The organism is Paraburkholderia atlantica (genome assembly GCF_009362785.1).
GTDB classification, from domain to species: Bacteria; Pseudomonadota; Gammaproteobacteria; order Burkholderiales; family Burkholderiaceae; genus Paraburkholderia; species Paraburkholderia atlantica.
Window position 1 is genome coordinate 51,183 of the sequence record NZ_WHNQ01000010.1, and the last position, 22,262, is coordinate 73,444.

At 62.3% G+C, this 22,262-nt stretch carries 20 protein-coding genes and 1 riboswitch; of the genes, 10 read left to right on the forward strand and 10 right to left on the reverse strand.

Annotated features, from left to right (window positions below):
• Positions 1-71: 71 nt before the first annotated feature.
• From GCT19_RS16575 to GCT19_RS16605, 7 genes are all read right to left on the reverse strand, one after another.
• On the reverse strand, positions 72-1,703 hold the full coding sequence (locus GCT19_RS16575; protein ID WP_152852545.1) for an ABC transporter substrate-binding protein: 1,632 nt from the start codon (positions 1,701-1,703) through the stop codon (positions 72-74).
• 204 nt (positions 1,704-1,907) lie between these two features.
• Entirely contained in the window at positions 1,908-3,551 is a 1,644-nt protein-coding gene (locus GCT19_RS16580; protein ID WP_018432547.1) for an ABC transporter substrate-binding protein, read from the reverse strand.
• Positions 3,552-3,724: 173 nt separating this feature from the next.
• On the reverse strand, positions 3,725-4,555 hold the full coding sequence (gene metF / locus GCT19_RS16585; RefSeq protein WP_013090827.1) for a methylenetetrahydrofolate reductase [NAD(P)H]: 831 nt from the start codon (positions 4,553-4,555) through the stop codon (positions 3,725-3,727).
• An 11-nt stretch (positions 4,556-4,566) separates the two neighbouring features.
• Positions 4,567-4,920 carry a phage holin family protein gene (locus GCT19_RS16590; protein ID WP_018432546.1) on the reverse strand — a complete coding sequence of 118 codons (354 nt, stop codon included), beginning with the start codon at positions 4,918-4,920 and terminating at the stop codon, positions 4,567-4,569.
• Positions 4,921-5,095: 175 nt separating this feature from the next.
• Positions 5,096-6,514: an adenosylhomocysteinase gene (ahcY, locus tag GCT19_RS16595; RefSeq protein ID WP_152852546.1), complete on the reverse strand. Its 1,419-nt coding sequence runs from the start codon at positions 6,512-6,514 to the stop codon at positions 5,096-5,098.
• 33 nt (positions 6,515-6,547) lie between these two features.
• Positions 6,548-6,682: riboswitch (S-adenosyl-L-homocysteine riboswitch) on the reverse strand.
• 64 nt (positions 6,683-6,746) lie between these two features.
• Positions 6,747-7,472 (reverse strand): LrgB family protein, encoded by a 726-nt coding sequence (locus tag GCT19_RS16600; RefSeq protein WP_152852547.1) that lies wholly within the window; start codon positions 7,470-7,472, stop codon positions 6,747-6,749.
• Entirely contained in the window at positions 7,469-7,960 is a 492-nt protein-coding gene (locus tag GCT19_RS16605) for a CidA/LrgA family protein (RefSeq protein WP_152852548.1), read from the reverse strand. The genes GCT19_RS16600 and GCT19_RS16605 overlap by 4 nt, the downstream gene beginning before the upstream one ends.
• A gap of 112 nt (positions 7,961-8,072) precedes the next feature.
• On the opposite strand from GCT19_RS16605, the gene GCT19_RS16610 reads away from it, so the two are divergent.
• The gene (locus GCT19_RS16610) at positions 8,073-9,023 is read left to right on the forward strand and encodes a LysR family transcriptional regulator (RefSeq protein WP_018432542.1); all 951 of its coding nucleotides are present in this window, start codon (positions 8,073-8,075) and stop codon (positions 9,021-9,023) included.
• A 77-nt stretch (positions 9,024-9,100) separates the two neighbouring features.
• Here the strand turns inward: GCT19_RS16610 and GCT19_RS16615 are convergent, their stop codons facing one another.
• Positions 9,101-10,726: a GMC family oxidoreductase gene (locus GCT19_RS16615; RefSeq protein ID WP_152852549.1), complete on the reverse strand. Its 1,626-nt coding sequence runs from the start codon at positions 10,724-10,726 to the stop codon at positions 9,101-9,103.
• A 316-nt stretch (positions 10,727-11,042) separates the two neighbouring features.
• On the opposite strand from GCT19_RS16615, the gene GCT19_RS16620 reads away from it, so the two are divergent.
• The 4 genes from GCT19_RS16620 to GCT19_RS16640 all read left to right on the forward strand — a co-directional run bounded on the left by GCT19_RS16620 (position 11,043) and on the right by GCT19_RS16640 (position 15,515).
• Positions 11,043-12,731, forward strand: coding sequence for an isovaleryl-CoA dehydrogenase (locus GCT19_RS16620; protein ID WP_152852550.1), 1,689 nt, complete (start codon positions 11,043-11,045; stop codon positions 12,729-12,731).
• 107 nt (positions 12,732-12,838) lie between these two features.
• Positions 12,839-14,257 carry a coniferyl aldehyde dehydrogenase gene (locus tag GCT19_RS16625; protein WP_152852551.1) on the forward strand — a complete coding sequence of 473 codons (1,419 nt, stop codon included), beginning with the start codon at positions 12,839-12,841 and terminating at the stop codon, positions 14,255-14,257.
• 474 nt (positions 14,258-14,731) lie between these two features.
• Positions 14,732-15,250: a DUF2778 domain-containing protein gene (locus GCT19_RS16635; RefSeq protein WP_184252028.1), complete on the forward strand. Its 519-nt coding sequence runs from the start codon at positions 14,732-14,734 to the stop codon at positions 15,248-15,250.
• On the forward strand, positions 15,231-15,515 hold the full coding sequence (locus GCT19_RS16640) for a hypothetical protein (protein WP_152852554.1): 285 nt from the start codon (positions 15,231-15,233) through the stop codon (positions 15,513-15,515). The genes GCT19_RS16635 and GCT19_RS16640 overlap by 20 nt, the downstream gene beginning before the upstream one ends.
• A 386-nt stretch (positions 15,516-15,901) precedes the next feature.
• On the opposite strand, the gene GCT19_RS16645 is transcribed toward GCT19_RS16640, so the two are convergent.
• Together GCT19_RS16645 and GCT19_RS16650 are read right to left on the reverse strand one after the other, a co-directional pair.
• Entirely contained in the window at positions 15,902-17,185 is a 1,284-nt protein-coding gene (locus GCT19_RS16645; RefSeq protein WP_227749276.1) for a cytochrome-c peroxidase, read from the reverse strand.
• A 6-nt stretch (positions 17,186-17,191) separates the two neighbouring features.
• Positions 17,192-19,099 (reverse strand): alkaline phosphatase family protein, encoded by a 1,908-nt coding sequence (locus GCT19_RS16650; RefSeq protein ID WP_227749277.1) that lies wholly within the window; start codon positions 19,097-19,099, stop codon positions 17,192-17,194.
• A 457-nt stretch (positions 19,100-19,556) separates the two neighbouring features.
• Between GCT19_RS16650 and GCT19_RS43350 the strand changes: the two genes are divergently transcribed.
• Genes GCT19_RS43350 through GCT19_RS16675 form a run of 5 tightly spaced genes read left to right on the forward strand, consistent with a single transcriptional unit; the run spans position 19,557 to position 22,115 of the window.
• The gene (locus GCT19_RS43350) at positions 19,557-19,916 is read left to right on the forward strand and encodes a hypothetical protein (protein WP_227749278.1); all 360 of its coding nucleotides are present in this window, start codon (positions 19,557-19,559) and stop codon (positions 19,914-19,916) included.
• Positions 19,916-20,449: a DUF4123 domain-containing protein gene (locus GCT19_RS16660; protein WP_193727403.1), complete on the forward strand. Its 534-nt coding sequence runs from the start codon at positions 19,916-19,918 to the stop codon at positions 20,447-20,449. The genes GCT19_RS43350 and GCT19_RS16660 overlap by 1 nt, the downstream gene beginning before the upstream one ends.
• Entirely contained in the window at positions 20,406-20,750 is a 345-nt protein-coding gene (locus tag GCT19_RS16665; RefSeq protein ID WP_063710100.1) for a hypothetical protein, read from the forward strand. Before GCT19_RS16660 ends, GCT19_RS16665 begins: the two co-directional genes overlap by 44 nt.
• Positions 20,750-21,373 carry a restriction endonuclease fold toxin 5 domain-containing protein gene (locus tag GCT19_RS16670; protein WP_152852556.1) on the forward strand — a complete coding sequence of 208 codons (624 nt, stop codon included), beginning with the start codon at positions 20,750-20,752 and terminating at the stop codon, positions 21,371-21,373. Before GCT19_RS16665 ends, GCT19_RS16670 begins: the two co-directional genes overlap by 1 nt.
• Before the next feature lie 7 nt (positions 21,374-21,380).
• The gene (locus GCT19_RS16675; protein WP_152852557.1) at positions 21,381-22,115 is read left to right on the forward strand and encodes an immunity 52 family protein; all 735 of its coding nucleotides are present in this window, start codon (positions 21,381-21,383) and stop codon (positions 22,113-22,115) included.
• Positions 22,116-22,262: the final 147 nt, after the last annotated feature.

Consider the following 22,262-nt stretch of genomic DNA (forward strand, 5'->3'; position numbering starts at 1 on the left):
GACCATTTCGACCAGTTTTCTAACCGTGCGAAAGCGTACTCTACTGCGGCGTACTGTGCGAACTTTACGAATTACTTGATGCTGACGCCGTCGAAGCGCGCGTAGCCGAGCGGTTCGATGCGCATGTCGACCACCTTCTTGCTGACCGGCTGATAGACGGTCGAGTGTGCGATCGGCGAGAACGGCAGTTGCTGCGCGAAGATATGTTGCGCGTCGCCGTAGATCTTCGTGCGGGTCGGCACGTCCGAAGTCGTGCGGCCCTTCTGGATCAGATCGTCGAACGGCTTGTAGCACCACTTCGAGAAGTTGTTGCCGTTGATCGCCTCGCAGCCGAGCAGCGTGCCGAGCCAGTTGTCCGGATCGCCGTTGTCGCCGGTCCAGCCGATCAGCATCGAGTCGTGTTCGCCCGCGTGCGCGCGCTTGATGTACTCACCCCATTCGTACGTGACGATCTTCGCCTTCACGCCGATCTTCGCCCAGTCCGCCTGGATCATTTCCGCCATCAGACGCGCGTTCGGGTTGTACGCGCGCTGCACCGGCATCGCCCACAGCGTGAGGTCGAAGCCGTTCGGGTAGCCCGCCTTCGCCAGCAGATCCTTCGCCTTGGCCGGATCGTACGAGGCGGCCGGCAGGTTCTTGACGAACGACCATTGCGTCGGCGGCATCGGGTTCGTCGCGAGCTGGCCCGCGCCCTGGTAGACCGAGTCGATGATCGCCTTCTTGTTGATCGCCATGTCGAGCGCCTGACGCACTTCGAGCTTGTCGACCGGCTTGTGTGTCACGTTGTACGCGAGGTAGCCGAGGTTGAAGCCCGGCTGCGACGGCATGTCGATGTTCGGCTCGGCCTTCAGCGGCGCGATATCGGCCGGGCGCGGATAGCTCATCACCTGGCATTCGTCGCGCTTGATCTTCTGCACGCGCACGCCGGCGTCCGGCGTGATCGAGAAGATCAGCTTCGAGATCTGCACCGCGTTCGGCTTCCAGTATTCCGGATTGCCGTCGAAGCGGATCGTCGCGTCCTTCGTGTAGCTGCGGAAGATGAACGGACCGGTACCGACCGGGAACTGGTTGATGTCGGCGGCCTTGCCTGCCTTCAGCAGCTGATCCGCATATTCGGCCGACAAGATCGACGCATATTCCATCGCCAGATTCTGGATGAACGGCGCGTTGACTTCCTTCAGCGTGAACTTGACCGTGTACGGGTCGACTTTCTCGACGCTCGTGATCAGCTTGTCGAGGCCCATGTCGGTGAAGTACGGGAACTGCACCGGATACGCCTTGCGGAACGGCTGGTTCGGGTCGAGCATGCGCTGGAACGAGAACACCACGTCGTCCGCGTTGAATTCGCGCGTCGGCTTGAAGAACGAGGTGGTCTGGAACTTCACGCCGTGACGCAGATGGAACGTGTAGGTCTTGCCATCGGGCGACACATCCCACTTCTCGGCGAGGCCGGGCTCGACCTTGGTGCCGCCGCGCTCGAATTCGACGAGGCGGTTATAGACGGTGAACGTGTTGGCCGTGAAGTCGACGCCCGTGGTGTATTGGGCCGGATCGAAACCCGCGGGACTGCCTTCCGAGCAGTAAACGAGGGTTTTGTTCGGAATCCCAGCGGCCTGCGCGCTCGTGACGCCAAGCAGGGATGCCGCTGCGGCTGCGACGAGCGTAGACACACGCGCGACGCGCAACAGATTGTTTTGCTTCATGTTTCCTCCAGGTTCAGGGCCGGCTTGCGCCGGCGTAGCGGGATATTACTTGAGCTTGGGCCGGCCACCAAGCGGAGCAAAATCCCTCTGTTGACGATAGGAAACACTTCGTGCAAACGTTTTTGCCACGGTACTGACACGGTCCGGACGGCCCGTTCGAGCCGCCCGGCGACGAAAGCGGCGCGAAAAGCGCGCCGCGTCCGCTTACTTCACCCCGACCTCCAGGAATTGCGTCGGTCCGAACGGATCGATCTTGAAGCCCGTCACGTTCTTGCTGATCGGCTGATACACGGTCGAATGCGCGATCGGCGTGAACGGCACCTGGTCCTTGAAGATTTCCTGAGCCTGCGTATAGGCCTTCAGCCGATCGGGCATCTTGGTGGTGCTGCGGCCCTGCTTGATCAGATCGTCGTAAGGCTTGTAGCACCACTTCGAGAAGTTGCTGCCGTTGACCGCGTCGCAGCCGAGCAACACGCCGAGCCAGTTGTCCGGGTCGCCGTAGTCGCCGGTCCAGCCGATCAGCATCGCCTGATGCTCGCCGGCGTGCCCGCGGCGGATGTACTCGCCCCACTCGTACGTGGCGATATTCACCTTGACGCCGATCTTCGCCCAGTCCGACTGCAGCATTTCGGCCATCAGGCGCGCGTTCGGGTTATACGGGCGCTGCACCGGCATCGCCCACAGCGTCAGCTCGAAGCCGTCGGGGTAGCCGGCCTCCTTCAGCAGCGCTTTCGCCTTATCGACGTCGTACGGCGCGTCCTTCAGGCTCTTGTCGTAGCCCCATTGCGTCGGCGGCATCGGGTTGGTCGCGAGCTGGCCCGCACCCTGGTAGACCGCTTCGATGATCGCCTTCTTGTTGACCGACATGTCGAGCGCGCGGCGCACCAGCACGTTGTCGAGCGGCTTTTTGGTGGTGTTGTACGCGATATAGCCGAGGTTGAAGCCCACTTCGCTCGGCATCGCGAGCGACGCCTCGGCCTTCACGGTCGGGATGTCGGCCGGACGCGGATACGACATCACCTGGCATTCGCCGCGCTTCAGCTTTTGCAGGCGCACGGCCGGATCGACGGTGATCGCGAAGATCAGCTTGCCGACCTTCGCGACGCCCGGCTTCCAGTAGTCGGGGTTGCCGTCGAAGCGGATCGTGTCGTCCTTCGTATAGCTGCGGAAGATGAACGGACCCGTGCCGACCGGGTACTGGTTGATATCCGACGCCTTGCCCGCCTTCAGCAGCTGATCCGTGTATTCAGCCGACAGGATCGATGCGAAGGGCATCGCGATCTGCTGCAGGAACGGCGCGTCGACTTCCTTCAGCGTGAAGCGCACCGTGTACGGATCGAGCTTCTCGATCTTGGCGATGTTCTTCGCGAGACCGAGATCGTTGAAGTACGGGAAATTGACCGGATACGCCTTGCGGAACGGATTCTCGGGATCGCGCATGCGCTCGTAAGTGAACACGACGTCGTCCGCGTTGAATTCGCGGGTCGGCTTGAAATACGACGTGGTCTGGAATTTGACGCCGCGACGCAGATGGAAGGTATAGGTGAGGCCGTCGGGCGACACGTCCCACTTTTCGGCGAGTCCCGGCTCGATGTCCGTGCTGCCATGCGCAAATTCGACGAGCCGGTTATAGACCGTGTACGAGCCGGCGCTGAACTCGACGCTGGTCGTGTACTGCGCGGTATCAAAGCCCGCCGGGCTGCCTTCGGAGCAGAAAATCAGCGTCTTGTCGGGCAGCGTGGCCGCCTGCGACGCGGCGGGCGCGAGGCCGCTCGTGGCGACCGCGAGCGCGGCGAGAGCCGGCAGGCAGAACTGGTGAAGCGCGAACAGTCGGTGTGCCGCAGTCATTCTTGTCACTGTCATATCGTCCTCCGCACAGCAGCCGGGGTAGCTGCTTTTCGATGATAGACAGCCCAAAAATGAGCTTCAACAGGGACTTACCACGCTATTTGGGACAAATTCAAGACCCACGCCCGACTGGCGGGGACCGCGCGGCCGTTGTGGCCGCGCGGGCATGGCCGTTACACGGCGAGCCGTTCGCAGATCGCCTTGGTCGACGTGGCGGCGTTCAGCGTATAGAAGTGCAGACCCGGCACGTTCGCGTCGACGAGCCGTTGACACAGATCCGTCACCACGTCGAGCCCGAACGCGCGGATCGACTCGCGGTCGTCGCCGAAGCTCTCGAGCCGGCGCGCGATCCAGCGCGGCACTTCGGCGCCGCACATTTCGGAGAAGCGCATCAGCTGCGAGAAGTTCGTGATCGGCATGATGCCGGGCACGATCGGCACGTCGACGCCGAGCTGTCGCGCATCGTCGACGAAGCGGAAGTACGCGTCCGCGTTGAAGAAGTACTGCGTGATCGCCGAGTTCGCGCCGGCCTTCACCTTGCGCGCGAAATTCTCCAGATCGTGACGCGGCGAGCGCGACTGCGGATGGTATTCCGGATAGCCGGCCACCTCGATCCAGAACCAGTCGCCGAACTCGGCCCGGATGAAGCTGACGAGCTCCGACGCATAGCGCAGCTCGCCGACCGCGCCCATGCCCGAGGGCAGATCGCCGCGCAGCGCGACGATATGGCGGATGCCGTGCGCGCGGTACTCGTTAAGAATCGCGCGCAGGCTTTCCTTCGACGAGCCGATGCACGACAGGTGCGGCGCCGCCTCGAGCCCTTCTTTCGCCATGTCGATGACGGTATCGAGCGTGCCTTGCTGGGTCGAGCCACCGGCGCCGAACGTGACGGACACGAACTTCGGTTTGAGCGACACGAGTTCCGCGCGCGTCGCGCGCAGTTTGTCGATGCCTTCCTGCGTCTTCGGCGGGAAGAATTCGAATGAGAGTTCGATCGGATTCATAGTCAATGAGGTCAACCTAGACTGCGGTTGCCGAAAATGAGCGCGGACAGCAGCCACGACACGATGCTGTACAGGATCGAGCCGAAGAACGCCGACCAGAAGCCCGACACCTCGAAGCCCTTCAACAGCGACGAGGCCAGCCAGAAGCACAGCGCATTGACGACCAGAATGAAGAGTCCGAGCGTGAGGATCGTGACGGGCAGCGTCAGCAGGATCAGTACCGGCCGAATCACCGCATTGATGAGACCGAGCACGATCGCGACGATCAGCGCGGTGCCGAAGCTGCGGATGTGGATCGACGGAACGATGTAGGTGATGATCAGCAGCGCGAGCGCGTTGATGAGCCAGGTCAGCAGCACGGTCATGTGAGAACTCCTTGTAAGCACCTGTGCGGGGAAGATGTCCAGCAAATGAAAAGCGGCGCTGTCGAACAAAGCGGCGCATTGTGCGCCGCCCCGAGATCAGACCGTCAAACTTTTCACCGCCGTCCGCTTGGCCGGGCGCGCGAAGCGCGCCTCGAACCCGCGGGCGGCCGCCTACTTAGTAGCGATAGTGGTTCGGCTTGAACGGACCGTTCTTGTCGACGCCGATGTAGCCGGCCTGCGCGTCGGACAACACGGTCAGGTTCGCGCCGATGCGCGCCAGATGCAGACGCGCGACCTTCTCGTCCAGATGCTTCGGCAGCACGTACACCTTGTTCTCGTACTTCGCGCCCTGCGTGAACAGTTCGATCTGCGCGAGGGTCTGGTTCGTGAACGAGTTCGACATCACGAACGACGGGTGGCCCGTCGCGCAGCCGAGGTTCACGAGACGGCCTTCGGCCAGCAGGATCACGCGCTTGCCGTCCGGGAAAATGATGTGATCGACTTGCGGCTTGATGTTTTCCCACTGGTACTGGCGGGTCGACGCGACGTCGATTTCCGAGTCGAAGTGGCCGATATTGCAGACGATCGCGTTATGACGCATCGCCTTCATGTGATCGTGGTTGATCACGTGATAGTTGCCGGTCGCCGTCACGAAGATGTCGGCTTTATCCGCCGCGTATTCCATCGTCACGACGCGGTAGCCTTCCATCGCCGCTTGCAGCGCGCAGATCGGATCGATTTCGGTGACCCACACGGTCGCGCCCAGACCGCGCAGCGATTGCGCGCAGCCCTTGCCCACGTCGCCGTAACCGGCCACGACCGCGATCTTGCCGGCGATCATCACGTCGGTCGCGCGCTTGATGCCGTCGACGAGCGACTCGCGGCAGCCGTACAGGTTGTCGAACTTCGACTTCGTGACCGAGTCGTTGACGTTGATGGCCGGGAACGGCAGACGGCCTTCCTTTTCCATCTGGTACAGACGATGCACGCCAGTGGTGGTTTCTTCCGTGACGCCCTTGATTGCCGCGAGGCGCTTCGAGTACCACGTCGGGTCGATCTCGAGGTGCGCGGCAATCGACTTGTACAGCGCGGTTTCTTCCTCGTTGGTCGGCTTGGCGATCACCGAGCGGTCTTTCTCGGCCTTCGAGCCGAGGATCAGCAGCAGCGTTGCGTCGCCGCCGTCGTCGAGGATCATGTTGGCGAACTCGCCGTTCGGCCATTCGAAGATGCGGTGCGAGAACTCCCAGTATTCGTCGAGCGATTCGCCCTTGAACGCGAACACCGGCGTGCCGGCCTGCGCGATCGCGGCGGCGGCATGGTCCTGGGTCGAGAAGATGTTGCACGAGGCCCAGCGCACGTCCGCGCCGAGCGCGGTCAGCGTCTCGATCAGCACGCCGGTCTGGATCGTCATGTGCAGCGAGCCGGCGACGCGCGCGCCCTTCAGCGGCTGCTGCGCCTTGTACTCTTCACGCGTCTGCATGAGGCCGGGCATTTCGGTCTCGGCGATCGTCAGTTCCTTGCGGCCCCACGCGGCGAGCGACATATCGGCAACAACGTAATCCTGCTTGGGGGAATCGATAACTGCGGCGTTCATCACGCCCTCCTTTCTAAGAAATTGACTAGAAATGTGACGTGAGCGCGGTTTGAGGCAACGCACGGATTCGCGTGATGCGCATTCCATGCTGCCGATTGAAGCCTTCGAGCCTGGCGGGCGGCCGGCGAATGCGGATTCGCGGTACCCGTCGCAACGCTCCTCGAAGACGAACGGCGATTGTAGCAAATCGAGGTGACTTCGGCGCGCGCGGGATGGTGCGGCGCGCGCTGGTTCAGATCGGCAGCAGTCCCAGCATCGGCGCGAGCAGCACCATCGCGACGCCGGCAATCATCATCGTCAGGCTGGACACCACGCCCTCCTCGCTGCCGAGTTCGCGTGCCTTCGCGGTGCCGACGCCGTGCGCGGCCGCGCCGAACAGCGCGCCGCGCGCGAGCCGCGTGCGCAGCGGCACGAACGCGAGCACGAGTTCGCCGAACAGCATGCCGCAGACGCCCGTCGCGATCACGAACAGCGCGCTCAGATCTTTCGGCGCGTGAATCCTGTCGGACACGGCGAGCGCGAACGGCGTCGACACCGAGCGCGTCATCAGGCTGCGCTGCAATTCCGGCGACAGATGCAGCAGCTTCGCGAGCATCAACGAGCCGCCGACGCCGACCAGAATCCCCACCGTCACGCCGACGGACAGTGAAATCCAGTGGCGCTTCAGCAGTGCGCGGTACTCGTAGATCGGCACGGCGAACGCGACCGTCGCGGGACCGAGCAGCCACATCAGCCAGCGCGTGTCCTCGAAGTACAGCGAATACGGAATGTGGGCGAGCACGACAATCGCGACGAGCGCGGCCGGCACGGTCAGCATCGGCGTGAGCCAAGGCGAGCGCACGCGCGCATACAGCGCCTTCGACGCGAAATACAGCGTGATCGTCAGCACGAGGCAACCGGCCGCGATCAGGCGCGAGGCGTCGTCGGCCAACAGCGAAGTCAAAAAGAGCGGGTTCATCGGTGCTCGCGCGCCAGACTGCTGGTCTTACGCGCAACCCGCACGCGGCGCAGCGCGAAATGCCGTTCGACGCGGGCGGCCTGATCGACGGCGAACGCCACCGCGACCATCACCATCAGCGTGCCGGCGATCACGACCAGCGCGAGCCGCCAGCCGTCCGCGCGGAACAGGCCGCCGTATTGCACGGCGGCGACCGCGGCCGGAATGAAGAACAGCAGCATGTCGGACAGCAGCCAGTCCGCGCCGGCCTTGACCCAGCGAGGCGCGACGCCGCCGCAGAACAGCAGCGCGAGCAGCACGACGAGGCCGAGCACGCCGCCCGGCACCGGCAAATGCAGCCGGCGCACGATGAAATCGGCGCCGATCCACAGCGCGGCAATCGCGGCACTTTGCACGGCGATGCGTGCGACCCGGCCGAAGCCACCCGCGCCGCCGCTCGAACCGCCATCGGCGGGAGGCGCGGAACGGACGAAAACTGGCGCGGACATGGCATTCCCTGGCTGACTCGGAAGGGGCTCAGTATGAGGCTCGTCGCACCATAAACAAAATGACTTACAATCATCGAAACCATTCCAATCTGGAATTCTGGAGGCCACGGTCATGGAACTCCGCGCGCTGCGCTATTTCGTCGAAGTGGTCCGTCAACAGAGCTTTACGGTCGCCGCCGAGCAGATGTTCGTCACGCAGCCGACCATCAGCAAGATGGTCAAGTCGCTGGAGGATGAGATCGGTTCGCCGCTGCTGCTGCGCGACGGCCGTCAGATGGTGCTCACCGACGTCGGCCGGATCGTCTATCAGCGCGGTCAGGACGTGCTCGCCGCGCACGCGCAACTACAGGCCGAGCTGAACGATCTCGACACGCTCGGGCGCGGTGAACTCGCCATCGGCATCCCGCCAATGGGCGGTGAACTCTTCACGCCCGCGATCGCCGAGTTCCGCAAGCGCCATCCGAAGATCGAACTGAAGCTGTTCGAGCAGGGCTCACGCGCGATCGAAGCCGCGCTGATCAACGGCGAGCTGGAACTCGGCGGGGTGCTGCAGCCGGTCGATCCCGACAACATCGACGTGCTGCCGATGTCGCGCCAGTTGCTGTGGCTCGTCGCGCGCAGCGGCTCGCGCTGGGACGCGTTGAACGAGGTGCCGCTCGCGCAGCTCGCGAACGAGCCGTTCGTGTTTTACGGCGAGAGCCTCGCGCTGAACGACGTCGTGCTGAACGCCTGCCGCGCGGCGGGGTTTGCGCCCGCGATCGTTGGGCGCAGCGGGCATTGGGACTTCATGGCGGCGCTGGTGCTGGCCGGCGTCGGCATCGCGCTGCTGCCCGCGCCTTATTGCCGGCGGCTCGATCCCGCGCAGTTCACCTGCCGCCCGGTCGTCGAACCGGAGATCCCGTGGGAAATGGCGATCGGCTGGCGCCGCAACGGCTATCTGTCGCACGCGGCGCGCGCATGGCTCGACGTCGCGCGCGAAACGCTGCCGACGCACGTCAGCGACGATTTCATGCTCGGACCGGGAATCGGCTTCAACGGAATCGCAACGCCGGACGAAGCTTAGCTACCCGCGCACGAGTGAAGCGCGGCGGGCGGTTGCATCGCGCCGCCTGCGTTTGTCGAACTCGTCGTCGACGGCGATCAAGCCGCCTGCGCCGATATCCCCGCTCCCTGTCGCCGGCTCGCCGCGATCAACTCCGCCGCCCGTTCGCCGATCATCACCGTCGGCGAGTTGGTGTTGCCGCCGATCAGGGTCGGCATCACCGACGCATCCACGATCCTCAACCCCGTCACGCCACGCACGCGCAATTGCGGATCGACGACCGAGCGCGCGTCGCCGCCCATCCGGCAAGTCGCGACCGGGTGATAGATCGTGTCCGCGCGCTCGGCGATCGTCTGGCGCAGTTCGGCATCCGTTTGCCCCGGCCGCGTGTACAACTCCTCACCGCCATGCAGCGCGAGCGACGGCGCGTCGAGAATGCGCCGCGCGATCTTCGCGCCCTCGACGAGCAGATCGAGGTCGCGCGCATCGCTCAGAAAGCGCGGATCGATCAGCGGCGCCACACGCGCATCGGCGCTCGCGAGCGTCACGGTGCCGCGGCTATGCGGACGCAGCACGCAGACGTGCAGCGAATAGCCGTGGCCCCAGTGCATATGGCGGTTGTGATCGTCGACGATCGCCGCGCAGAAATGCAATTGCAGATCGGGCCGCTCGAGCGTCGGCAGGGTCTTCAGAAAACCGCCCGCCTCGGCGACGTTGCTCGACAGCATGCCGCGCCCATGCCGCATGAAGGTGACGAACTGCGGCAGCAGCCGCGCGATGCCGCGCACCGAGAACCCGACCGGCTCGATCGACCTCACCCGCTTGTTGATCGTGAAATCGATGTGATCGATCAGGTTCTGACCGACTTCGGGCGCATCGTGCAGCACGTCGATGCCGAGCGAGCGCAAATGCGCGGCCGGCCCGATGCCCGAGCACATCAGCAATTGCGGTGAGTTGAACGCACCCGCGGCAAGCACGACCTCGGCGCGCGCGGCGAGCGCTTCGATCCGGCCGCCGCGCACGATCTCGACGCCGCTCGCGCGCTTGCCGTCGAACACGACGCGCAGCACGGTTGCGTCGGCGATCGTGTGCAGGTTCGCGCGCGGCCGGTCGTAGATATAGGCACGAGCAACGCTGCAGCGTCGCCCGTCGCGTTGCGTGACCTGATAAAAGCCGACGCCTTCCTGGTCCGCGCCGTTGAAATCGTCGTTCGCCTTGTAGCCCGCTTCGAGCGCGGCCTGCACGAAGCGCTTTGAAAACGGATTCTTGAAGCGCAGATCGGATACCGTCAGCGGACCGGCCTCGCCATGCCACGCATCGGCGCCGCGCTGGTTGTCTTCGGCGCGGCGGAAATACGGCAGCACCTCGGCCCACGACCAGCCATCGCAGCCGAGCCGGGCCCACTCGTCGTAGTCGAGCGGATGGCCGCGCGTGTAGATCATCGCGTTGATCGCGCTCGATCCGCCGAAACCGCGGCCGCGCGGCTGATAGCCCTGGCGACCGGCGAGCCCCGGCTGCGGCGTGGTCAGGTAGCCGTAGTTGGTCTTCAGCCGGTTCGGCACCACGGCCGCGACGCCGACCGGCATGTTCACCAGCAGATTGCGCTCGGTATGCGGACCGGCTTCGATCAACGCGATGGTCGCGTCGGGACAGCTATCCGCGAGACGGCTCGCGAGCGTGCAGCCACCCGAGCCCGCACCGACGATGATGTAGTCGTATTGCATGCGCTCCTCCTGATGGGCCGCGTTGCTCGCGGACCCTGTCTCGTGCACACTTGTCTACGTGTGTTTTCTGCGCATTGTAGGGAGCGTTTTGGGGCTGCGGCGGCTTACTGACAGAACGATTCCTCTAAACGCCGGCGGCATCGCGCCCCTATGATGAAAGGCGCGCACGGGCCGCGCGCGGCATGCAAACACGGCGCGGCGCGCGCCTTTCTCCCCCCATCCGGCATCACGCGCGGCGCTCGAACAGATGCGTCGAAACACATCGCGGATGCCGTCGGCAAAGCGGCGCACAATAGCGAAAGCACGGAGACAGCAGATGGAACGGCACGGCTTCGGCCAGACTCACGAGGTGACGAATCAGGCGCCTGCGCTCGCGGACTACAACCTGTTCGCGAGCGACACCGCCTTGAGCGCGGCCGTCGATCGCGACGGCGCGAGCTGGCATCGCGAGGCGCTGCTGCGACACGGCGCGGCGCTGACGACGCCCGACACGCTCGCGCTCGCCGAGCTCGCCAACCGCCATACGCCGGAGCTGGTCACGCATAGTCCTCGCGGCGAGCGCATCGACGCGCTCGAGTTTCATCCCGCGTGGCACGAACTGCTCGTGCTGCTGCGCCGCGAAGGACTGCACGCGCTGCCGTTTTCCGATCCGCGAAGCGGCGCGATGGCGGCGCGCTGCGCGGGCTACTTCATGCATGCGCAGATCGAATCCGGCTCGCTGTGTCCGCTGACGATGACCTTCGCGAGCATTCCGGTGTTGCAGCGCGAGTCCGCGTTGTTCGACACACTGCGCGAGCAGTTGTACACGCGCGAGCACGATCCGCGCGACGTGCCGCTCACGCAGAAGCGCTCGATGATGATCGGCATGGGCATGACCGAGAAACAGGGCGGCTCCGACGTGCGCAGCAACCAGACGCGAGCGCATGCGCTCGACGGTGCCGGCGGGCGCGGCGGCGCCTACGGGCTCATCGGTCATAAGTGGTTTTTCTCGGCGCCGCAATGCGACGCGCATCTGGTGCTCGCGCGCACCGACACGCACGAGGGACTGTCGTGCTTCTTCGTGCCGCGGTTCGCGCCGGACGGCAGCAAGAACGCGGTGCAGATCCAGCGCCTGAAGGACAAGCTCGGCAACCGCTCCAACGCAAGCAGCGAAGTCGAATTTCTCGACGCATACGGCGTGATGATCGGCGACGAAGGACGCGGCGTGCCGACCATCATCGAAATGGCGAACTACACGCGGCTCGATTGCGTGATCGGCAGCGCCGCGCTGATGCGCGCCGCGCTCGTGCAGGCGATCCATCATGCGCGGCATCGCAGCGCGTTCGGGCGGCACCTCGCCGAGCAACCGCTGATGCGCAACGTGCTCGCCGATCTCGCGCTCGAATCGGAAGCGGCGACGGTGCTGTTCATGCGTCTCGCGCGCGCGTTCGAGGAATCCGCCGACGCGTCATCGGCTTCATCGGCCGAACGCGCGTGGCGGCGCATCGTTACGCCGGCCGCGAAGTATTGGGTCTGCAAGCGCGCACTCGAATTCACCGGCGAGGCGATGGAAGTGTGGGGCGGCAACGGCTACGTCGAAACCGGGCCGATGGCGCGCTTCTATCGCGAGGCGCCGGTCAACTCGATCTGGGAAGGCTCGGGCAACGTGATGTGCCTCGACGTGCTGCGCGCGATCGAGCGCGAGCCGCAAGCCGCGCAAGCGCTGTTCGCCGCCTGGCAGGACGTCGCACGCGCGCATCCGGCATTGGGCGCGGCGCTCGCGCGGCTCGCCGCGACGCTGAACGGGCCAGCCGAACAGCGCGAGGCGTCGGCACGACGTATCGCGCAGCAGATCGTGCTGATCGCGCAGGCGACGCTGCTCGCGCAGCACGCGCCCGCGGCGGTCGCCGACGCGTTCATCGCGACGCGGGTCGCCGACGGCTGCGGCGAAAGCGGCCGCGTGTACGGCACGCTGCCGGCCACGTTCGATCACGCGGCGATCATCGAGCGCGCCTTTCCCGCGTAAGCGCGGCGGGCACGCTAACTCCGGGCGCTCCGCTCGCAACACCGACGCAAGCTCAAACCAATAAGCGCGCTCGACGCGCATCGTCATCCATCAGGGAGTGGACTCACATGAAGAATGATCTGTCGGGGGTCGCCGCGCTCGAAGCGCTGCTGCGCGATCAACGTCACGCGTATCTGCGCGCGCCGTATCCGTCTTGGGACACGCGCGCGACGCATCTGCGCGCGCTGCGCAAGCTGATGCTCGACAATCGTGACGCGCTCGCCGATGCGATGCACGCGGACTTCGGCAATCGCGCGAAGGAAGAAGTGCTGCTCGCCGAATTCCTGCTCGTGAAGGAGGAGATCGACGCCGCGCTGCGTCACGGCAAGCGCTGGATGAAAGCGCAGCGCCGCCGCACCAACAAGTGGCTGTTGCCGGCGCGCGCAAAGGTGGTGCCGCAGCCGCTCGGCGTGGTCGGCATCATCGTGCCGTGGAATTATCCGGTGCTGCTCGCGGTCGGTCCGTTGATCAGCGCGCTGACGGCCGGCAATCGCGCGATCATCAAGATGTCCGAGCTGACGCCACGCACCTCGGCGCTATTCGAGTTGCTGATCGGCCAGACCTTCGCTCGCAATCACGTCGCGGTCGTCAACGGCGACGCGGCGCTCGCGGCCGCGTTCAGCGCGCAGCCGTTCGATCATCTGCTGTTCACCGGCTCGACCAAGGTCGGTCACGAAGTGATGCGCGCGGCGGCCGAGCATCTGACGCCGGTCACGCTCGAACTCGGCGGCAAGTCGCCGGCACTGATCGGCGCGCATGCGCGTTTCGACAACGCGGTCGACAACCTGATCGCCGGCAAGACGCTGAACGCGGGGCAGACCTGTATCGCGCCCGACTACGTGCTGGTGCCGCGCGGCAAGGAGCAGGCGTTCATCGAACGGGCGCGCGTGAGAATGGCGAGGATGTATCCGGACTTTGCGCAGAACCCGGACTACACGTCGATCATTTCGGCGCGGCACTTCGAGCGGCTCGAACGTCTCGCCGACGAAGCGCGGGCTGCGGGTGCGCAGTTGCATCCGCTGACCGACGCGACGCCCGATGCCGCGAGTCGGCGCTTTCCGTTGATCGCCGTGACTGGCGCGCCGAATGAATGCGCGCTGATGCAGGAGGAGATTTTTGGGCCGCTGTTGCCGCTCGTGCCATATGACACGCTCGATGATGCGATCGCGTGGATCAATGTGCGGCCGCGGCCGCTGGCGCTTTATCTGTATGCCGACGATGCGCGGACTGTTGAGCGTGTCACGCTCGAGACTATTGCCGGTGGCATGGCGGTCAATGAGACGCTGATGCATCTTGCTTGCGAGAGTTTGCCGTTCGGCGGGGTCGGGGCGAGTGGGATGGGGGCGTACCACGGGTATGAGGGGTTCGTTACTTTTTCGAAGATGAAGCCCGTGCTCATGCAGGCGCGCCTCAACGCGCGTGGGTTGATCTCGCCGCCGTATGGGAGACGCGTGAACGCGTTGTTGAAGTTGATGATGAGGTTTTGATTTTTACTTTGGGCGTGGTGAGGCCTTTTTTGTCGTTGTTCTTTGCGGGGTTGGCCTTTCCTTGCTTTGTTATCGGTCTATTAGCGTTGCCCCTGTGCGGGGCGGCACCTACTTTCTTTGCTGCTGCAAAGAAAGTAGGCAAAGAAGACAGCTTTAAACCGCAAACTCTTAAGCGGGTCCCTCGGTCGGCGTGAGGTAGTGGTGCATCTGGAATCCGTGCTCCCGCACATTTCACCCTGGTGACAAGGCAGTCATTCTTCCGGCGGCGCTACGCGCGCCGAAACCCTGTTCCAGAGCCACTGGTTGTTTCGGCGCGTCGCTGGGGCGCAGCCATTTGCTCGCAAATATTCAGCACACTCTTATAGCCATTCAGATTTCAACCGAGTAAAAAATGATACCCGCATTTTGTATCTCTCAGCGGCGACATTTTCATAGCTGCGCGGCGGTCATAAACCTTCTCGAGGAACAACATACGTGGCTTACGAAGGAAAATTTCTTGTGAATAACGCACCGTTGTCGCCACTGACGATTTTCGGCGTCGGCACATTCAACGCCTTTTCAGGTCACCATCAATATCGCAATCGCGGCGGATGCACAGCAGTGCCCAACGACGGCCCTATCCCGGCGGGTAAATACTGGATCGTTGATCGCCCCAAGGGCGGCATCCGCTCTCAGGCTTACGCGTGGGCTCAAGATACCTTCAACTCAGCATTCGGCACGCCTTCGAATCATAATGAATGGTTCGCGCTTTATCGGGATGACGGCAGCATTGATGACATAACCTGGGTTAATGGTGTGAGGCGCGGGCAGTTCCGGTTACACCCGGCAGGAGGCCAAGGTATTTCACTTGGTTGTATTGCCGTGCCGAGCCATAGCGATTTCATGAGAATTCGCAACGCGCTGATCCACACCGCTACTATTCCTGTCCGCAGTTCGGGGCTTCGCGCGTACGGAACAATCGAGGTCATCACGTATGGAAGCACTTGCCCGTAGGCTATCCAAGGTCGCGCTGTTTGTCGGTCTGTTCTGTCTCGCTGTGCCCTATGTCCACACGTATCCCTGGCCAATGCCTGAAAGCCAGTCGGTGATTTGGTGGCGTGCTTCGCGCTGGCTTGGAATCCGCGATCCCGAGGATTTGTATTTCGTCGTGTGGGTGACTATTGATCTGCTTGTGGCGGCGTTAGCATACTCGGCGATCATCAGGCTATGGCGGTACTGGCGGGCCGGAATAGACACATGGGATCGTAACGGCTTGTAGGGCGCCGCATAGCGTGATGGCTTCGATAGGGATAGTTGTCTTGTCGGTGTGCTTTACGGGTTGGCCTTTCCTTGCTTTGTTATCGGTCTATTAGCGTTGCCCCTGTGCGGGGCGGCACCTACTTTCTTTGCTGCTGCAAAGAAAGTAGGCAAAGAAGACAGCTTTAAACCGCAAACTCTTAAGCGGGTCCCTCGGTCGGCGTGAGGTAGTGGTGCATCTGGAATCCGTGCTCCCGCACATTTCACCCTGGTGACAAGGCAGTCATTCTTCCGGCGGCGCTACGCGCGCCGAATCCCTGTTCCAAAGCCACTGGTTGTTTCGGCGCGTCGCTCAGAGCCCTCTCGACGCCTACGGGACGTGTTGAGAAACGGCATTCGGCCGCGACCTCAATGCGCTGCGACTTTTTTGTTCGCCTCTGCGTCGCTGTCGTTCAATGTCTCCAGAAAGGCGATCACGTCGCGGATATCGCTGTCTGACCAGACCGGCTTGCCGCCCTTGTGATTCGTCATCGGTGCGGTGCGATGGTCGACGTTGCTCTGGTATTGCACCGGCAGGTCGTCGAATTGCTGCTTGCCACCGGGATGCGGATACCACTTGCCCGGGTTCGTGTCGCGTTGCACGTAAAAGCGCAAAGCATCTTCGAGCGTGTGGAAGCGGCCGTTATGGAAAAACACCTGGCGGGTTGCGGTGTTGCGCAGCGTGGGCGTTCTGAACATGCCGCAGTACCACTTGTTGTCGGTCTTGTCGGTCCGCATTGGGCCGCACAAACCCAGGTCGTAGTACTTCGGATCGGCGTTGGCCGGAATCTCCGGGTTGCGTGGCACGCCCAGTGTCTGGAAGTTGTAGTCGGAAAGCGTCGGATGCGCACCGGCCGCGCCCTTGTCGACAAGGTGACACGACGCGCAGTTGCCTCGCTCGGGATCGACGAACAGGCTGAAGCCCCGCGCCTCCTGCGCGGTGAACTGCGCCTTGCCGTCCAGCACGCGATCGAACTTGCTGTCGAACGGCTGGAAGCTCGGATCGTCGAACTGGAAGCGCTCCAACGACTTGCCGAGCGCCGCGAGCGCGTCGGCCGGCCGCGAGAAGATGTCCTGACCGAATACGGCACGGAAACGCGCCGCGTAAGCGCTCCTGCTCAATCTGCTCGCGACTGCCGCAGCGTCCGCGTTGGCCATTTCGTCCGGATTCAGGAGCGGGAACGCGGCCTGGTCTGCCGGGCGGTCGAAACGCCCATCCCAGGTGTAGCCGCCGGAAGGCATGTTGTCGCCATCCTCCATGCGTTCCTTGGCGCTGCTCGCATACGTGTGCGTCCAGATCGGCACGCGCCGCAGATAGCGCAGCGAAGGCACGGCACGCGTGCCGTAGTGCTTCATATCGGCGCCGCCCAGTTGCACGGCGAGGCCATTGGGCGGCCCATAGGCATGATCAGGGCTGTGACAGCTCGCACACGACTGCCGGCCCGACGCCGACAGCGACTGATCGAAAAAGGCCAGCTTGCCGATCTCGGCCATGTCCTTGTTGGAAGGCGCTGCGGAAGTTGCCGCGGGGGGTGTCGCGGCGGCAGCAGTGCTGATCGCCTCTTCCTTGGGGCCGCAGGCCGCGAGGAAGAAGCTCGCAAAGAGAAAAAGGGCCGCCCCCCGGGCGGTCCCTTTCGTAAAGTGCAAAGCCATCAATCTTTACTGGGTGAAGATGTCGGAGCCGAAGGCCGTCAGATTCGCATCGTTTGCATAGCCCAGATACTGCGGAATACCGAACACGTTTTCCAGGCTCTTGAGCAGCGAATAGTGGTTGTAGCCCGTAGCGGTGGTCGTACCCGCCTTGATGAACGGCGACAACAGCACGGCCCCCGTGCGGTCGCCGCCCACGCCGTTGTAGTGCATGCCGAGGCTGAACGTGGTCGCCGTCGGGAATGCTGCCGTCAGCGCCGAAGCACTTGCCGAACCAAGCAATCCCGCAGCGGCGGAAATCGGATAGTTCGCCATCAGGAACTCGTCCTCGGGACGCGTCACATTAGGACCGCTCTGCTGGTTGGCGGTCGACGCGCCAGTCAGGTTGATCATCAGTTGCAGCGTCGTGCCGTTGAGGGACGGGCTATAACCGCCGCTGGACGCATTCGACTCATCGAAGTTGATCACGATCAAACCATCGCGCTGGTAAGCCGGCGAAGCCTGGATAATCGGAACCCACTTCTTCAGGAACGCGTCGATCGAAGTCAGACCGCCGGGCGCGCCGCTCTTGCAGCCCTTGCCTGATGCGCCCGTGCCGTCGCCGTCATGGCCGTCATCGCACAGGTTCGGCGTGATGAACACGAGGTTCGGCGTGGTGTCGATCGACTTCAGATCGTTTTCCAGGTTTGCGTCCAGATTCACGACGTGCTGGTCGCAATATTCGATGTCGTCGATGATCGAGTGGAAGTACACGAACGGATTGTGACGCGTTGCGTAGGCATCCGCGATGACGTCGCCGGACGCGGAACCCGCCGAAGCCGATTGCGTACCGTCGACCGCCTTGGCCGGGTCCGTGCCCGCCAGCTTCGCGGTACGGGTCGGGAAGCTGCACGTCTTCGTGCCGTCGCGGTTCAGGTCGTTACCCATGTCGCCCATGTAGCCCTTCCAGGCGAACTTGGCGTTATCGAGCTGGTTGGCAAGCGTCTTGACGCGCGCCGGATACACGCAGCCGCCACCGGCGTGACCGTTCGCGTCCGTGCCAGCCTTGAGCAGCTTGGCACCGTTGACCGGATCGGTGTAGTCGCCGGCATCGACGATGTCGGACCAGAGGGCGAAGCAGTCGGTCTCGGTATCCACCGTCGAAGGCTGACCGCTCATCATCGAGATGTAGTTATCGAGGCTGACGTGACCCGTACCGTAGTAGTTGGTCAGCATCGCGCCTTGCTTCGCCAGCGACTTCAGGTATGGGTCCTGGCCACTGGTGGCCGCAGTCGTGCCAAACGACTCCTCATAGTCCTTGTTTTCCATCGTGATCACGAACACGTGGCGCACCGCTTTGGCGCCGACAACCGTTTTGATGTAGTTGTCGCTCGCGGTCTTCAGGCTGGCAAGGCTGCTGTCGCTGTTGAAGTCGCCGAGCAGCTTGTCGGCCGGCACGCTGCCGTACTTCGCTGCGAGCGTGCTCTTTGCGTTGTCCAGCGTGGCGCCGCCCGCCACCAGTTGTGCCAGTTGCGTGGTGATGGCGCTGACGGTGCCCGTCGCGCCCTTCGGCGCGCGGAAGAACGTGCCGGAACCGAACTGTGTGCCCATGTTTTTGCCATTGGCATCGTTTTCCTGCGCGTTGGTCAAATCCGCGACCACATTCTTCCAGCCGCCGTTGCTCGCGTCGCCAATGGAAAATTTGCCCTTGGCATCGGTCGCCGCATACGGCTCGCCGCTATCGCACTTGCCGTTGTCATTGAGGTCGAGACAGACCTTCGCATTCTGGATGTAGCTGCCGAGTACCTGGCCCGACACCTGGGGAACCGTGCTAACGTCGCCGCCGCATGCGCTCAAGCCGGCCGCCACGCCGATGCTGGCCAGCAGGGCACGAGCGCTCACGCGCAACATCCGACTCTTCTTCTTCGAAAGATTCATTCGTTCTCAACCCTATTCGCACTGGACGGATGACGTCTTCGCGAAACCGCGCCCAATATTTGAAATTATTTGCTTCGGGCCGCAGTGTAAGAACGTTGCGTGACAATTCCATTGCATGGTTGAAAGCAATGCACGTTGACACGCCACCGCGTCGACCCTTACGCGCCCGCTGGCTCGAAAGGCTGTTTATGGTCGGCTGCCGCATTTGAGTTGGACGCGATGAAGTCAATGGTTTCGCCCGCGCAGCGGGAGCCTTCGGCCTCAAGCGCCGAAGGCGATGCACCACTACTCCTGTTAGTCATCCCGCGTGAGCGGAAATATGTAATAGAAATAGAGATACCCGACACCATAGTAAATAGTTGTCAAAACGGCTTTATCTCAATTTAAAGCCGTTGACCGTGTCGCGTTTTAGATGATTAATTTGTCGGGTGTGTTCTGGAAAAACAGCAGAGGTCAGATGGAAAAACAGAAGCAGGATGAAACCCGGGGCATGGAAGAATGCCAGCTTTGCCGCATCACCTATTCCATCTACTCAAACTTTCCGTCAATGCCGTCGGCAATGGCGCTGAACGCCGAAACCGGCGAATGGTTTCCGTTCGATAGTCTGAAGTCGTATCCAACCGGTTATGAGATGGCCGAAGCCCTGGGTTATGCATGGGCATGCAATTGCCGTGGACGCTCCCCGGATACCCCACGGAAAAAAGGCCCGTCATCGGTCTACGGCGCAACGCCCCGGTCGGTGCTTCCGCAGTCGTCTATCTGTCTCGATTGCATGATCCGCGCTGCCGGGCAAGGTGCGATGACCCTGGAGCGCTGATGATTCCCGTCTCTGTCAATGAACAGCTTCGCCAGTACGGGGAACGGCACTACGGCGGCCACGTGCTGGCGCTAGTGGACGGTATCCACTACCAGCAGCATACCGGCCAGCAACTCACGCCGGAAACCGATAGGACGGTTTCGCTGTTCGCGGGAACGAACGACATGGCACTCGCACACGCGGGGCCGTGGCTGGTTGATCCGAACACGGCGCGCGATTTTCTTGCGGACCTGCGCGAACTCGAACAGGTCCGCCCTGGCGTGATCTGGCTGACCACCTCAGAGAGCCTTGAGCGGCAGGCCGCAAAGCTGCGCGCGCACCTGAATACCCGAATACCAAATGGACGATCGGCCCTGCTGCGCTTCTGGGACCCCAGGGTGTTGCATGCGCTCAATGCCGTATGCCACGGCAGGAGCGAACGTGAGCTTTTCAGGGCTGCCGACGCGTGGCACTACCTCAACGAAGGACAACGGTTCACCATCAACGACAATGGAATTTACCGAAGGACAATGGGCGCTTCTGAAAGACTATGAGGACCGCAACTATGTGGACTTTATTCGTGGTCATATAGTGCGCGACTATCCCGCGCTGGCCAATGATCCGACCTTGCGCGACCGGCTTAATGCGGCCTTTGCGCAAACAAAGATGCTCCGCTTTACACATGACGGGCCGATAGTCGATTTCCTGTATGTGGAAGCAACCACGCCGGGGTTTTACTGGATTCCGGAGGTCATAGCATGGCTGCACAAACCCGGTGTTCCAGCTGAACAGCGATTCGAAATGTTGATGCAGGCCACGCGAAAAAGACAACAGGAAATGAAGGAGAAACGTTGATGGCTATTCCATTCCCGGCAACGCTCGCACGCGCGGTAAACGCAATGGCGCAGGTAGCGCCAATGCCGGTTCCGGTCCCCACCGCCGCACCGTCTGCTGGTCCTGCGGGCAGCAGCGGCACGGGAGCAGGCACTGATGGCGGTTGGGGCGAACTGTCGCGTGATCGCTCCCGCGAACGTGAGAGGCCATGCAAGTGCCTGCCTGAGAAAAGCGGCGAAAAGGTGCGAAGGAATCACGGAATGAATCCTGAGCCGCGACGCTACCAGGCCCGCATCACAGGGTTTGAGTACGGAATAGTGACGGACGGGAAAGGCAGGGAAACCAGCCAGGGCTGGAATATGGAGTGGGCGTGGCTTGGCACAGACTTCGACGGATTTCAGCCTTCCCAATGCCTCTTGCAGGAAGCCAAGGGGAATTACGACCAATTTATCAGTGGAAATGGAAAACCCCTCGAGTTTTTCAAGGGCTTTACAAACATGGCTGAGCAAATCAAGAAGCAAGGCACGATTGTACGCGGCAATCCACCCGCCAACCTGATCTGGTATTTTCAGACATCTAAAACGAGACAGTTTATGTTGCCAAAACTTCAGAGATTTGGAATCCCTTCCGTTTTCCAGCAGTGAGAAAATAATGAACCTGTCAGAGCAACATCGTGATCGGACTGACTTACCCAATGCAGATTGGCAATATCACTTGAGTCGCCTACGGCCTGTCATCGACCTATTGAAACGCAAAGATAGCGAGTTGAGCGAATGGTACCTACAAGGCGAGAGCGAGCAAGAGGCACTTCAGCATCGCGCCTATGACGACAAAATTCCATCAACGACTGCAATCGATGCTCTTTCGAAAGAGTACGCGGGGAGAAGCAAGGGTGATCCGAAATCAATCGGAATATGGAATGGGGTGAGATCGGATCAGGTTGGCGCATCAATAACAGTCGAGATTGATGGCGGAGAGATTTTTTCAAAATCGCTTGACATATCTCTTAACGAGAAGACAGAAAAACGGGATTCCCGCCTGGGTGACTATAAATCTGTAACAGAAGTTCTTGCTAAAATTGTCCAAATCTATGGGTCGTTCTACATCACATTTGGCCCGTACTTCTATTTCAAGGAAAAGGTGTTTGAAGATCGTCCTGGCGTAAGCTGGATGCTCTACCTGCCGCACGTTCTCACACCGGCCCAAGTGCCCGAAGCGCGCGACCTTATCCCTGTCATGCGCGATGGCAAGCAGCAAGGCACGATCGTCGTTAGCGTGACGGATGAAGTCTTTGATGTGCACAACCGGGAGCACGTCAAGGCGGCTAACGATATCGAAATCCGCCTCGCCGATCAGGACCTGTTGCCGCGTTTCGTTGATCTCTGAGTTCGGCTCGCTATTCCCGCTTTGGCGGGGTTTTTCCTGCGAAAAGGCCCGCGCCGCAGCGGGGCCTCTTCTACGTCACGCGACGATCCACCGATTGCGATGGGACAGGGTCAACGCCAATAGACCGACAAGCAAGCAAGGAAAAGC